Raw genomic sequence first — 13,748 nt, 5'->3', positions numbered from 1 at the left:
TGGAGCATTTCTACGGAGGGGACCGCATATGAACATTGCTAGAGTCGGAGTTCTACTGGATCGACGCATAGAGGAACAACGGTTGAAATACGGATTGAACGTGTTCGAACGGTACATCGGAGAAGTGCTTTCCCATGCTGGCATTCCGTTTGAATGGTTGGATAGCGTCCATCATATGATGGAAAGATTCTATGATTTGATTATCGTAGCAGCAGCCCCAAATGATGAAGCGACATCTCAATTGATCTGGTCTTATTCGGAGCGGGGCGGGATCGTCGTCAGTTACGCGGGAATCAACGCATTGGCGAAGCGGCTTGGCCTTATGAAATCTGTATCGCTCCCGACAGGCTATGCCGAATTGCCAGAGAGCCTCGGGGACACCCGGCCGCTCCGATTTCTCGGCGCCGTTCCTTGGGTGCGTCCTAAGCAGCATGCGGATGCAGGCGATTGGGGACCTGGCGTCCGTGACACGAATGGATCGCTTCATGGAAGTATGGAATGGGGCTCGATCGCCTGCGAACCGAAGGGAAAGAAGCTTGGATCGGTGCTGCAGCAATTCCAGGTCGGGTCGGGCTCAATCGAACGCTGGAGCATCGATCTCCTGGGAACAATTGTCGGTCTGCAGCAGGGAACAGCACCTGTTTTCGACGACGGAGTTCCGGATCCAGACGGCAGCGCCCCCATCGATGAAGGACTGTGGAAGGCGGACGACCGAGTAGAGCTGGATTGGACGCATGACCGCGTGCTAACGGAACAAGGGGCGCCTTATTTCGCACATCCTTACGCTGATTTGTGGCGAGAGGCTATTGTCTCTCACATTATGCGAAGAATGGCACAGAAGGGCAAAATATTGCCATTTGTTGACTATTGGCCTGAAGGAATTTCAAAGATAGCCATGCTATCCCATGACAGTGACCGCAATTGGGACGAAGACGCTATTGCGACTTTGGACATTCTGGAGGAACACGGGATCCAATCGACATGGTGCATGATGAAGCCGGGCTATAGCGCATGGATCTACCCGCGGATTAGGGAAGCAGGACATGAACTTGCGCTCCATTTTAACTCAAACGTGAACGAAGGCGGAAGATGGACACACGAGGACTTCAAGCGCCAAGCCGAATGGTTGCAAGATAACGTTGGACAAAAAGCAGTCACCAACAAAAATCATATGACCCTCATCGAGGGTTGGGGCGAGCTGTTTTTGTGGTGTGAAGATTGCGGCATCGAATCGGATCAGACGAGGGGACCGAGCAAGAAAGGAAATGCGGGCTTCTTGTTCGGAACGTGCCACCCGTATTTCCCGATTGCCTGGGCGGATGAACGAAACAGGCTGTATAACGTTCTGGAAATCGGTTTCCTTTCTCAGGACTTACCCCAATTTACCGATACGGGTGTAATCGTGCCATTCTTGGAGCAAGTAAGCCAGGTTCGGGGAGTAGCTCATTTCCTATTCCACCAGGGGCGTATTCAAAGGTTCCCCGAAGTGCGGGAATCGTTTCGACTAGTTGTCAAAGAAGCGCGGGAGCGGGGCTTCACTTTCTGGACCGGCAGTCAGATCAACGCGTGGGAACGAGCTCGAAGAACGGTTCGCATCATCGGCGTGACGGAAGATGATGCTGTCATCCTGGGCACTGCCAACCATGCAGATCAGGCTGTTTTCTGGCGGCCGCTTCGCGAGAATGAACAGGCAAGCCCAGAAGACCAAGTTGAAATGAAATTCGGAGTTGTGTGCAAACGAATGTCGAGAAGCTTACAAAGTAGGAGTTGAACAAACATGAAATTTGCCATTGTCGGTTGTCAGCACTATCATATCAAGTCATTTATCGAAGAAATGATCAAAGAAGGGCATCAGTTTGCTGGAATCTTCGACCAGAGCAAATATCATATTCCGGGACAGTACGCGGCTTCTTATGGAGTACCGCTGTTCCAGTCCATGGATGAACTTCTTGAACAGGGAGTAGAAATCATTGGCAGCGCTGGACCCAACGATAGCAAAATCGACGTGATTGAATGGGCTGAAAAACATGGGATCCACGTCATGACGGATAAACCGATTGTTATCGACCAGAACGGCTTGAGCAGACTCCGTCAGGTGATTGACCGAAAACGGATTAAGCTAGGAATGATGCTGACCGCCCGCTTTGCTCCGGCTCAATTTACACTGAAAGCAATGATTGACGAAGGGCTGTTAGGCGAAATCGAGGATTTCACCTTCTTGAAGCCGCATAAACTTCATCCGGCCACAAGACCTGATTGGTTTTTCAATAAAACGCTGAACGGAGGTCTGATCATCGACCTGATGATTCACGACGTCGATATGTTGTGGTGGTTTACAGGCAAGGAAATCGTTGGGCACACTAGCATGTTGATCAAAAATCGGTTTCCGGAGTATCCAAGTCTTTATGAAAATGCTGTCGTTAACGTGCTCCTGGAAGACCATATAACCGCTACGATGAAATCAGATTGGTTGATGCCCGAAGCGTTCGAATCTTGGGGAGACGGCCGCATATTCGTATCCGGAACGAAAGGCAGAGCCGAAATCCGGACGTCCGGAGACCCGCTCGGACAACCAGGACCATTCGTTGCCTTTACCGATCATCATAACAAGACGACTCGCTGGGAGATCAAGACTCCTCCCGCCACACTGGCGGCAGATTTCTTAAATCAAATCGCTGGAAAACCGCACCGTTTGTTGGCGGAGGACGTATATCGGGCGAATGAGGCCGTTTTAAAAATTGACAGCGCGAGCACGAAGCTAACAAGTGTGTAAGAACCACTTTGATTACCAAGTTGAAGGAGGAACTGAGAAATGGAAAAGTTAGCGATTGACGGAGGGAAACCAGTTAGGAGCCAGCCGCTGCCTCCACCTTACAGGGGCTCAATGCTGATTGGAGAAGAAGAAATGAATTCGGTCTCAAAGGTGCTTGCCGCTCAATCACCGTTCCGTTACTATGGCCCGGATATGCAGTATGCCGTCAAGGCTTTGGAAGACATGATAGCACGAGACTTGAATATCCCATATGTGCTTGGCGTCTCTTCTTGTACGGCAGGTTTGGTGGTTGCTATGAAGGCGCTTGGAATCGGTTACGGAGACAAGGTGATTGTACCAGCAAATACGTTCATCGCAACGGCAGGAGCCGTCGTAAGTAGTAATGCGGTGCCTGTATACGTCGACATGGACGAAACGCTCAACATGGATGCTGACGATCTAGAACGGGTTTACGACGAAGAAGTCAAAGCGATTATCGTGGTACATATCAATGGCAGTCCATGTGACATGGATAAAATTATGGCGTTCGCCAAAAAGCACAACATCTACGTAATTGAAGACGTAGCCCAATCCCAAGGCTGCACGTACAAAGGACGGATTTGCGGCACAATCGGGGACATCGGCGTGTTCAGTTTTCAGATGAATAAAATGTTAACGGCAGGCGAAGGCGGAGCGGTTATCACCTCGAACCCTGAGCTGTTCGAACGGGCCGTCAGGTATCATGATCAAGGCATGTTCCGGGATAAAGAACGCTTCCAAATCGAACCGCAATATATCATGTCCGGACAAAATTACCGTATGAGCGAGCTGACTGGCGCCGTCATGATCGAACAGTGGAAGAAGCTCGATATCGTGATCGGAACGATGAGAAGGCATCACCGAAAAATTCGCTCGACCATCGCGGCTGAGATGCCGAGTGTAAGATTCCGCGCAGCTGTTGACGATGACGGCGATACTGGCTGTGTACTTGGCATCGTTCATTCAACACTGGAACGGGCTCAAGAATATGCAGCCGCAATGAAAGCGGAAAATGTCTCTACTCATGCCATGTACGATGGTATACCCTGTTATATGATTCCGTGTTTCTTCGAGCAACGTACAGCCGAAAAGGACAATTTCCCGTATAATTTTCCGTTCAAGAAACCAGTCGTATATACAAAAGACATGTGTCCACAATGTGATGACCTGCTGGGAAGAATAACGATTACTTTGATCAGCCCGATCCTCACCGATGATGAAGCGGATGAAATCGCTACTGCAGCTGTTAAAGTGTTAAAGGCGTTGGAAGCCAAAGAAAGCGCCAAGGCTCACGGTTGATGAGAGGATCTTCCCGAGATTGAAGGCAACCGAAGTCATCTTACTTGATTGGAAAGGAAGAATGACGCATGAACATTGCGAGAATCGGGATTCTGCGGGACAAAGGGTCGATTGAGCAGCGATTGACATATGGGCTGAATACATTCGGCCTTTATGCTGGTGAAGTGCTTTCCCATGCAGGCATCCCATTCGAATGGATCGATGCATTGCATCAGATTCTGGAGAATAAGTTTGATCTCATCCTCATTGCTGCAGCGCCAAGTCACGAGGCAGCCAATGATACTATTTGGAGATATGCGGAACGTGGAGGTATTGTCATTTCTTTCTCCGGATTAAATGGTATGGCTCGGCGGCTTGGCTTCGCCGGGACAGAGCCGATTACAGCAGGATATGCTCATCTGCCAGAGGAGATGGGGGATACGAGACCGCTGCGCTTTCTAAGTGCTTCGACTTGGGTGAAACAAAAAGAGCCTGCAGAAGCATGCAAGGAATGGGGGACAATTGCAAATGTTCCCCATGGAGTTTCTGCCGGAGCCTTGTTGCAACAATTTACAATCGGTTTAGGAACACTCGAACGTTGGAGCGTCGATGTTATGGGAACGATTGTTGGTTTGCAGCAAGGAACAGGACCCGTTCTGGAGGACGGGACTCCAGCTGCTGATGGGACTGGGAACTTGAACGATGGGCTGCTTAAAGCTGAGGATGGACTAGAGATGAATTGGGCGTACGACAGAAAAACGACAGAAACCGGAATGGCTTACTTCGCACATCCTTACGCGGATTTATGGCGGGAAGCAGTTGTGTCACATATTCTCAGACGAATGGTTGAAAAACAAAAACCTGTGCCTTTTTCCGACTATTGGCCAGAAGGTGTAGATAGAGTAGCTATGATTTCTCATGATAGCGATCGCAATTTTGACGAAGATGCAGTAACTACACTACAAACACTAGCGATCGCTGATATTCATTCCTCTTGGTGCATGATGAAGCCAGGGTACAGTGCTTGGCTTTATCCTCAAATTGAGGAAGCTGGACATGAGCTCGCTCTTCATTTCAACTCGAATATCAACGAGGGTGGCCGATGGGATCTTGCAGACTTCAATCGGCAATTCGAGTGGCTTCAGGTAACGGTCCAAGGTAAGGTGACCAGCAATAAAAACCATTTTACCCGATTTGAAGGCTGGGGAGAGCTGTTTCAGTGGTGTGAAGCATGCGGCATCGAATCGGATCAGACACGAGGACCGAGCAAATCGGGAGCGGCTGGGTTTCTTTTCGGAACCTGCCATCCGTATTATCCGATAGCTTGGTCGAATGAGGCTAATCGACTTTATGATGTGCTGGAAATCGGATTTTTGACACAAGATATTCCACAATTTACCGATGCAAGCGTCATTGTCCCCTTCTTAGAAGAAGTGGAGAAGGTTCGCGGTGTAGCACATTTCTTATATCATCAAGGACGTATTCACAGCTCGCCGGAAGTTCGTGAGGCTCTGCTCCAAACAGTGCATATAGCAAAAGAACGCGGATTCACGTTTTGGACCGGGAAACAAATTAATAGTTGGGAGCGAAACCGAAGGCAAATAAGAATTTCTGGTTTGGATGAAAAAGGGAATGTCATCATCAGATCCAAGTACGATGAGAATGAAGCTGAGCAGGCGGTTTTTTGGCGTCCGATTCTCTCGGAAGAGGAACCAGGGGCTGAGCAGCTTATCAAAGAACGCTTTGGCGTTAAGTGCGTACAACTGAAAAGAGGGTGAACCTATGCTAACGATGTATAATAATCGAAAAGATTTTCAGAATGCCGAGTGTGATACAGCGATTTTGCCAGTTGGCGCACTGGAACAGCACGGAAGTCATCTTCCTTATGGTACTGACAATATTATTGCCGGGGCGCTGGCAGAGAGAATAGCGGAGACGCTGAGTGCTTACCTGCTCCCTCCGATAAGTATTGCTTCCTCAATCGAGCACCGTGCTGCTAAAGGTACCGTTTATCTCAAGGCAGATACACTTGCCCTTGTCATCAGAGATATTGCTGAGTCACTGTTATACTCTGGCTTCAAACGCCTTATTCTCATCAACGGACACGGTGGCAATTGGATATTAAAGCCGACGATTCGGCAGCTTAATCGAGACTTCGCAGACCGCGAAGATGTGATGGAAGTCATTCTCATCCACACATCGGTCGCTCTAGGACGGCAGCATGAAGTCATGGAGCATACGAAGCTCGATATTCACGGAGGAGAAAAGGAAACCTCGCACATCCTGCATCTGTGTCCTGAACATGTTAAGGATTATGTCCCGCAAGCTGCACCAACGAGTGTGCCTCAGGATTTCATGGATTACTTTGACGTTACAGAATTGACGGAAGACGGTTACTGGGGTTATCCGGAGGTTGCAAGTGCCGAGAAGGGCCTAAAAATGATGGACTTAATGGTAGAATGCTCTTTGGCGTATTTGAAACAAATAGAGGGGGAAAAAGAAAGAATCCGCAAACTGAAGCAATAAAACTTGGTCCAGCTAAGAGGAGAGGAATAGTCATGCAGTTGAGCGGATTGAGCGTGAGGGTAATGACAGAGGAAGATCTTCCTTTTGCCATGGAATTGAAAAATATAGCTGGTTGGAATCAAGTGGAGAACGATTGGCGAGGATATATGCGCTTTGCTAAATACGGTTGTTTTCTCGCGGAAATGGGAGGAGAAAAAGCGGGAACTGCGACGGCTATCCCCTATGAGAACCGATTCGGCTGGATAGGCATGGTACTCGTGCATCCATCTCAAAGAAGATTCGGGATAGGGACTGCCCTTCTTCAGAAGACGATTACTTTTTTGGAGGAACATGGCGTGGACTGTATAAAGCTGGACGCCACGCCGATGGGTAAGAAGGTTTACATCCCACTCGGTTTTCAGGATGAGTATGAAGTTACGAGATATCAAGGAAAGGCTCCTAAGCTGCCGCTTCAGCGATTGGTCACGGACCTATCAGCGAAGCCCCTCAAACAGGGAAGTTTGGATGAGATCATTGCCTTTGATGCACATTGCTTTGGAGCCAATCGCGAAGAAATTATACGTACCTTATATAAGCGTCATGAAGAACTGGCCTTTTATATTAAGAAGGACGGCGTTGTACTTGGATATCTACTTGCCAGAGTTGGTTTCGATGCGGTACAGATCGGCCCATGGACAGCTGTCAATGAATTGGCGGCAGAGGTACTCTTTGTTGAAGTCTTGCGAAGCATCCCAGACAGAGGAATATTTTTGGACGTTCCCAAACCGAATGTATCAGGTACTGCCTTGATGGAAAAGTACGGTTTTGAAGTACAAAGAGGGTTTTGGCGAATGTTTTTAGGAGATAACCGATATCCTGGGCAACCAGAGCATATCTATGGCACATCTGGTGCTGAAAAAGGCTGAAAATTCAAATATATATGTTTACGAAAGGATAGCTTATTCGTTAGTATTAGAGGAGGTGCAGATCGCTTTCTTCAAAGGGGGAACGAAAGGATCATGAGTAAACGTCTTCTCTTGTTTTTGATCACAGTAATGGGCACGAGCAGCCTTCTATCAGCTTGCCAAGGTTCGGAATCTACAGCACTTAAGCAAGATGTCAACAAGGTTTCGAAAAAGCCGATCGACATCACTATCCTCATGCAGGACGGCGGTAACCAATACGCCCAGAACTTAACCGAGGACGATAAGTATTTTAAGGAAATGTCGAGGCTTTTCAGCCAATATACCGGTACCCCCTACAATGTTAAGTTTGAAATGGTCAGCTCCAGCATTTATGACAAACAGCTTGCCATTCGTTTTGCATCCGGTGATATTCCCGAAGTTATGTGGTCGTCCCGAATTGACAATCCAAGTCATCCGAATGCGGTCGAGGACGGTGTGTTTCTAGAACTTGGGCCGCTCATTGACAAATATGGTCCGAACTTGAAAAAGGACATTCCAGCTGAAGCCTGGAAGGATCCGCGTGTTAGCAAAAACGGAAAAATTTACGGAATCCCCAAAATGTCTGCACTTCCAAATATGCTTGTGCTGTTATATCGCAAAGATTGGCTGGACAAGCTTGGCATGAAAGAACCGAAAACGATGGATGACTATTTGGCTTTCTTCGATGCAATCAAGAATCTCGATATGAACGGCGATGGCAACACGAACGATGAGGTGCCCTTTGCTATGCGCAAAGGTCTTGCATTCTCCGAGGCCTTTTTCGGATATTTCGGTGCCTATCCAGATGCTTGGCAATATCGCGACGGGCGCTTTGTCCCGAATTTGATTGTACCTGAAATGAAGGATGCAATCCGTTTTTATAAAATGCTCTACGATAAGGGCTACATCAACCGAGACATGTTCACAATGAAGGATAATGATTGGGGAGACCTGATTCATCAGGGCAAAGTGGGCATGTGGTTTCATCAAGTGCAAGTTTTGACTAGTGGAGGTCAAGAATATTTGTTCACTGATCCGAATGCAAATGTGGGAGTGCTGCCTGGACCAATGAATGCGCAAGGAAAAGTGAATTTGGTTCCAGAAAGAACAGGTGTGAACAACGTCTATACCATATCGTCAAATGCTGCGCATCCAGAGGATATCATTAAGTTTTTTGACTGGGTGCATTCGGAAGATCCAGCTAAAAACAAGTTTTTTGCTTATGGGATTGAAGGGGTCAATTATAAGGTAACGAATGGAACTATCAACTGGGATCCGAATGCGAAAGTCAATATGGACAAAGGTACGAGGGTCTTTTACCAAGTTATGATCAACCCAGGCGGTGATGCCCGTATGTCTCCATTAGTCATTAACGCGGGTAAATTTGCCGCCTTGACCCAGAAAGGGATCGAATATACGAAGATGAATTTCTTTAAAGACGAGTCCATGTATATGCCGACCCCAGCCTTACTAAAAGCGAAGCCTGAGTTGGGATATCGAGATGGTTCATTATATATGGACATGTTCATCAAAGTGCTGACGGATCGAGAACCCCTCGATGATGCCTTTGACAAGTTCGTTACGAACTGGAAAAGACAAGGCGGGGAACAGGTTATTCAAGAAGCAACAAATTGGTATAAAAGCTATTACAAAAAATAATAATCTGTTAAACAGCCCGTTTATGCAATCGATAAACGGGTTATTTTCATAGGAGGAGATCGTTATGAATGAGATACATGGTACGCATTATATAACCGGTGAATCCATCGTCGTTACTGTGAAGGAGGGCATTATTACTAACATTCGCACCGCACCTGGTGACAATAATTACAAAGATCAATGCTTCATTGCACCAGGACTAGTTGATCTGCAGATGAATGGTTGTATGGGCATTGATTTAAATGTGTTTCCCATAGATTCAGAACGAGTACACTCGATTGTTCGTGAGGTTTGGAAAGAAGGAGTTACGACATTTTTCCCAACGATCACAACGAATTCGGCGGCTAACATTTCTGAAGCGATGAAAGCGATTGCTATGGCATGCGAGGAAGATTCAGCAACGAATGACACAGTAGGCGGTATTCATCTGGAGGGACCGTTCATATCACTTGAAAATGGACCTCGAGGAGCTCATAAACGGGAATTTGTTTGCGAGCCTGATTGGGATGCCTTCGTACGTTGGCAGGAAGCTGCGGGGGGACGAATAAGGATAGTTACCTTATCCCCTGAGTGGCCAAATTCAATTGACTTCATTCATCGATGCTCAGAAAAAGGTATTATAGTCGCAATCGGACATACTGCCGCATCTCCGGAGCAAATTCGGGACGCGGTCTCTGCCGGTGCCCGAATGGCAACCCATTTTGGAAACGGGGCCCATTTAACACTTCCACGTCACCCTAATTACTTATGGGAGCAGCTGGCCCAAGACTCACTTTGGGTTTCTTTAATCGCGGATGGATTTCACTTGCCAGAATCTTTTCTTAAAGTCGTTATGCGTGTAAAGCAGGAATGTGCCATTCTCGTAAGTGATGCCGTTCATCTAAGTGGGATGCCTCCTGGCAACTACTACTCTCACAATCGCATTCATGTTGTGAAAACGAACGAAGGCCGTCTTCACTTAGCAGATGAACCTCAGCTTCTAGCTGGTTCCGCACAGATGCTTCCATGGGGGATTGCACATCTGATTCGTAAGAAGCTAAGTTCCTTGCATGAAGCTTGGGACATGGCTTCTGTGCGTCCATCGACTTTGATGAGTTTGCCCACTAACATCGGGTTGCAAATAGGAGCTCCGGCTGATCTTGTTCTTTTTAAGCAAATGGGTGACGGAGCGATTTGCATCTGTGAGACCTATAAACAAGGAATTTCCCGATATGCAATTAAAGCACAAAATGACATGTTTTAATACTAAAAAACATGGTCAAACCAGCTCGAATTGACTAATCTGAATATGAATTTAGGGAAAGGGTGCTTTATATGATGGTGAACAGATCGAGAAGTGGCAGTTAACATGAAAAAATGGGGTTTTGGTCTTATTGGCTGCGGTTCCATTGCTGATGTTCATCTAGAAGCACTAAGCGGTATCGATCAAGCACGGATTGTCTCGGTTTCCAGTAGAACAGAGCAACGTGCACGAGGGACGAGCGAACGGTATACTTGCGCTTGGACGACCGATTACCATGAGATATTGGATAACCGGGAAATTGATATCGTCTGCATTACGACAGGCAGTGGAAGTCATGGGCGCATCGCTATGGAAGCACTGCATGCGGGAAAACACGTGCTGGTTGAGAAACCTATCGCCATGTCAACGGAAGAGGCTTCAGCGATGATCAACTTAGCTCAGGAGAAACAACTTACTTTGTCTGTTGTCTCACAGACACGATTCTTTCCATATCATCAGTTGCTCAAGCGGATGATAGAAGAGGGAAATATCGGCAATCTGCTGCTTGTCGAGGTTTCTCGACCGTTCTATCGAACGCAATCCTATTATGATGAAGCAGATTGGCGCGGTACGAAAGCCGAAGATGGCGGAGCCCTGCTTAATCAAGGTATCCATTCGATAGATCTGCTGCTCTGGCTTGGCGGAAAGGTGAAGTCTGTAACAGGTCGAACTGCGACGCAAACGCATCAGATGGAATCCGAAGACATGGGGCTAGCTATATTAACCATGGAGAACGGAGGCTTTGCCACCCTGATGTGCACAACCTCCGCAGTACCAGGCTTTCCGCCAAGCATTAACGTTTACGGGGATAAAGGAACAATTAAAATTGTAGGTCAAGCGATCACCCATTGGACGGTTCCTGGTATCCCACTTCCCAACTATGAAAATGACAAGACAAGTGGAAATGCCGGTGCTGATCCCCGAAATATTAACTCCGCTTTTCATAGCAAGCAGATCATTGATTTTATTGAATCCGTCAGTCAAAAGCGAAAGCCAGCCGTGACGGGTGAAGCCGGCAGAGACGCGATTCGCCTGATAGAGTTGATTCACCGCTCATCGGAGCAAGGCGGCATTCCAGTTCCATTTGAATAATAAACAATCAAGGAGGAATAGTCCATGAAAGAGCTGTTGGCTATTAATGGAGGAGAACCGGTTCGCAGTAAACCGCTTCCGCCGATGCTAAGAGGTGCAATGCTTTACGGGGAAGAAGAGACCGAACATGTAGCCAAGGTCGTTGCCGCAGGCTCACCGTTCCGATATTACGGACCGCAACTGTTGGGAGCAGTTGAGGAGTTTGAGCGTCTTATGGCGGAACGGTTGAATGTCTCCTACGTTCTTGGCGTTTCATCTTGTACAGCGGCACTTATTGTTGCCTTAAAGGCACTCGGAATTGGCTATGGGGATAAAGTGATCGTTCCAGCGAATACGTTCACAGCAACAGCGGGAGCGGTCGTGTGTGCGAATGCTGTTCCGGTATTTGTTGATATGGACGACACATTAAATATGGACGTGGACGACTTGGAAAGAGTCATGGATGAGGAAGTGAAGGCAATCATTGCGGTTCATATCAATGGCAGCGCTTGTGATATGGACCGGGTTATGGCATTTGCTCGTAAGTACGATCTTCCGGTTATTGAAGACGTCGCGCAATCACTTGGCTGTACCTATAAAGGACGCTACTGTGGCACGATCGGGGATATCGGCGTATATAGCTTTCAAATGCAAAAGATTCTCACTGCAGGAGAAGGCGGAGCTGTGGTCACGAATTCACCGGAATTGTTTGAAAGGGCTGCCCGATATCATGATCAGGGTAATTTCCGAGACAAAGGCAAATATCAAATTACGCCTCAGTTTTCGTTCATCGGACAAAACTACCGGATGAATGAAATGACCGGCGCTGTCATGATTGAGCAATGGAAAAAGCTTGATACGGTTATAACCGCTATGAAGAAGCATCATCTAACGATTCGCGAGGCTTTGAATCAGCAAATACCAGGCATTCGAATTCGCCCGTCGGTTGATTTGCAAGGCGACGTCGACTGCGTTTTTGCGCTGCAGCATGCAACGAAAGCGGCTGCGGATTCTTTTGTGGCAGCGATGAATGCGGAGAATATCTTTTGCTTCAAAATGTACGGAGGAGAGCCGATCTACATGCAATCCTTTATTCTTAATCAGAGAACAACGGATAAAGATAATTTTCCATTCAACTATCCCTTCCAAAAACCGGTCGTCTACAGCAAAGGGATGTGCCCGCACGCGGAAGACTTACTACAGCGAACTACGCTCCTGCCAGTAAGCCCAATTATGACAGACGAGGACACTCAGGATATCATCAACGCTGTGGTTAAAGTTTGTAAAGGTCTGCAACTGGAGGGAATCTCATGGCCGAACTCAAGCTTGGCTTAATAGGCTTAGACACTTCCCATTGCAAAGTATTCTCCAAAATTTTGAACGATCCGAATGATCCGAATCATATTTCGGGGGGCCGCATCATTGCGGCTTTTCCCGGTGGGTCACCAGACTTTAAAGCGAGCGCAACACGTGTGGAGGGATACACAACCGAGCTTCGAGACGGGCTGGGGGTTCACATTACGGAATCTCCTGAAGAAGTGGCCTCGAGCTGTGACGCGATACTTATCACTTCCGTAGACGGTCGGGTGCATCCTGAGCAATTTGCCAAGATTGCTCCTTTTGGAAAACCTGTTTTTATTGATAAACCTTTTGCAGTCAGTCTGAAGGAAGCCCAAACAATAGCCAATACTGCTGAGCAGTTCGGTGTTCGATGGATGAGTGGTTCAGTACGCCGCTATGCGGATGCTTTGAACGTGTCGCTGAGCAGGGAGGACAGCAGTAACATCACTGGGGCTGACTGCTATGGTCCGATCGAGTTCACACCTACGCAGCCTGGCTATTATTGGTACGGAATTCACCTTGTTGATGTCCTATATCGAGTACTCGGGACTGGCTGCCGTTCTGTCACGGCTTTCTCTGGGAATGGTCATGAAACAGTTACTGCGGTCTGGCAGGACGGACGTATCGGAACTTTACGAGGGAATCTACACAATGGCACACATGGAACCTGGATTCACCGAGACAAATCCTCGGAGTACGTTGACACAGCTGCTGATGGTCTGCGAAAGTATGCCAATTTAATGCAGGATATTCTGCATATGTTTCGAACCGGAGAGACCCGCATTAACCCGCAGGAGACTTTGGAAATTATCCGGTTCATAGAAGCGGTTAACGAAAGTCGTGTAAGCGGAAAAACCGTATCGCTCTAGGGGGATTT

11 protein-coding genes are annotated in these 13,748 nt (G+C 47.6%); all 11 read left to right on the top strand.

Translation table 11 applies throughout. The annotated features are described in order from the left end of the window. The first annotated feature begins 28 nt into the window (after positions 1-28). The 11 genes from AC58QG_RS04500 to AC58QG_RS04450 all read left to right on the top strand — a co-directional run bounded on the left by AC58QG_RS04500 (position 29) and on the right by AC58QG_RS04450 (position 13,740). The gene (locus AC58QG_RS04500) at positions 29-1,771 is read left to right on the top strand and encodes a polysaccharide deacetylase family protein (protein WP_497360902.1); all 1,743 of its coding nucleotides are present in this window, start codon (positions 29-31) and stop codon (positions 1,769-1,771) included. Between the two features lie 6 nt (positions 1,772-1,777). After that, entirely contained in the window at positions 1,778-2,773 is a 996-nt protein-coding gene (locus tag AC58QG_RS04495) for a Gfo/Idh/MocA family protein (protein ID WP_497360901.1), read from the top strand. A gap of 39 nt (positions 2,774-2,812) precedes the next feature. After that, positions 2,813-4,090, top strand: coding sequence for a DegT/DnrJ/EryC1/StrS family aminotransferase (locus AC58QG_RS04490; RefSeq protein ID WP_497360900.1), 1,278 nt, complete (start codon positions 2,813-2,815; stop codon positions 4,088-4,090). Between the two features lie 68 nt (positions 4,091-4,158). Further along, entirely contained in the window at positions 4,159-5,847 is a 1,689-nt protein-coding gene (locus AC58QG_RS04485; protein ID WP_497360899.1) for a polysaccharide deacetylase family protein, read from the top strand. A 4-nt stretch (positions 5,848-5,851) separates the two neighbouring features. Continuing rightward, positions 5,852-6,595, top strand: a complete 744-nt coding sequence (locus tag AC58QG_RS04480; RefSeq protein WP_497360898.1) for a creatininase family protein — start codon at positions 5,852-5,854, stop codon at positions 6,593-6,595. A 32-nt stretch (positions 6,596-6,627) separates the two neighbouring features. After that, entirely contained in the window at positions 6,628-7,500 is an 873-nt protein-coding gene (locus AC58QG_RS04475; protein ID WP_497360897.1) for a GNAT family N-acetyltransferase, read from the top strand. Positions 7,501-7,593: 93 nt separating this feature from the next. Continuing rightward, a complete protein-coding gene (locus tag AC58QG_RS04470) occupies positions 7,594-9,177 on the top strand; it encodes an extracellular solute-binding protein (RefSeq protein ID WP_497360896.1) in 1,584 nt (527 codons plus the stop codon). 64 nt (positions 9,178-9,241) lie between these two features. Continuing rightward, complete coding sequence (locus tag AC58QG_RS04465) at positions 9,242-10,420, top strand: N-acetylglucosamine-6-phosphate deacetylase (RefSeq protein ID WP_497360895.1); 1,179 nt, start codon at positions 9,242-9,244, stop codon at positions 10,418-10,420. 105 nt (positions 10,421-10,525) lie between these two features. After that, a complete protein-coding gene (locus AC58QG_RS04460) occupies positions 10,526-11,551 on the top strand; it encodes a Gfo/Idh/MocA family protein (protein WP_497360894.1) in 1,026 nt (341 codons plus the stop codon). A 24-nt stretch (positions 11,552-11,575) separates the two neighbouring features. Further along, the gene (locus AC58QG_RS04455; RefSeq protein ID WP_497360893.1) at positions 11,576-12,865 is read left to right on the top strand and encodes a DegT/DnrJ/EryC1/StrS family aminotransferase; all 1,290 of its coding nucleotides are present in this window, start codon (positions 11,576-11,578) and stop codon (positions 12,863-12,865) included. Beyond that, positions 12,841-13,740, top strand: a complete 900-nt coding sequence (locus AC58QG_RS04450) for a Gfo/Idh/MocA family protein (protein ID WP_497360892.1) — start codon at positions 12,841-12,843, stop codon at positions 13,738-13,740. Before AC58QG_RS04455 ends, AC58QG_RS04450 begins: the two co-directional genes overlap by 25 nt. Positions 13,741-13,748: the final 8 nt, after the last annotated feature.

It is taken from the genome of Paenibacillus sp. J22P169, assembly GCF_059691995.1.
The sequence above is the reverse complement of the archived record's forward strand: the minus strand, read 5'-3'. Positions and strand labels throughout refer to the sequence as shown.

Bases quoted from the DNA above. Each gene is read 5' to 3' on its own strand.
- AC58QG_RS04500 (WP_497360902.1), top strand. From the start codon at position 29: ATGAACATTGCTAGAGTCGGAGTTCTACTGGATCGACGCATAGAGGAA.
- AC58QG_RS04495 (WP_497360901.1), top strand. From the start codon at position 1,778: ATGAAATTTGCCATTGTCGGTTGTCAGCACTATCATATCAAGTCATTT.
- AC58QG_RS04490 (WP_497360900.1), top strand. From the start codon at position 2,813: ATGGAAAAGTTAGCGATTGACGGAGGGAAACCAGTTAGGAGCCAGCCG.
- AC58QG_RS04485 (WP_497360899.1), top strand. From the start codon at position 4,159: ATGAACATTGCGAGAATCGGGATTCTGCGGGACAAAGGGTCGATTGAG.
- AC58QG_RS04480 (WP_497360898.1), top strand. From the start codon at position 5,852: ATGCTAACGATGTATAATAATCGAAAAGATTTTCAGAATGCCGAGTGT.
- AC58QG_RS04475 (WP_497360897.1), top strand. From the start codon at position 6,628: ATGCAGTTGAGCGGATTGAGCGTGAGGGTAATGACAGAGGAAGATCTT.
- AC58QG_RS04470 (WP_497360896.1), top strand. From the start codon at position 7,594: ATGAGTAAACGTCTTCTCTTGTTTTTGATCACAGTAATGGGCACGAGC.
- AC58QG_RS04465 (WP_497360895.1), top strand. From the start codon at position 9,242: ATGAATGAGATACATGGTACGCATTATATAACCGGTGAATCCATCGTC.
- AC58QG_RS04460 (WP_497360894.1), top strand. From the start codon at position 10,526: ATGAAAAAATGGGGTTTTGGTCTTATTGGCTGCGGTTCCATTGCTGAT.
- AC58QG_RS04455 (WP_497360893.1), top strand. From the start codon at position 11,576: ATGAAAGAGCTGTTGGCTATTAATGGAGGAGAACCGGTTCGCAGTAAA.
- AC58QG_RS04450 (WP_497360892.1), top strand. From the start codon at position 12,841: ATGGCCGAACTCAAGCTTGGCTTAATAGGCTTAGACACTTCCCATTGC.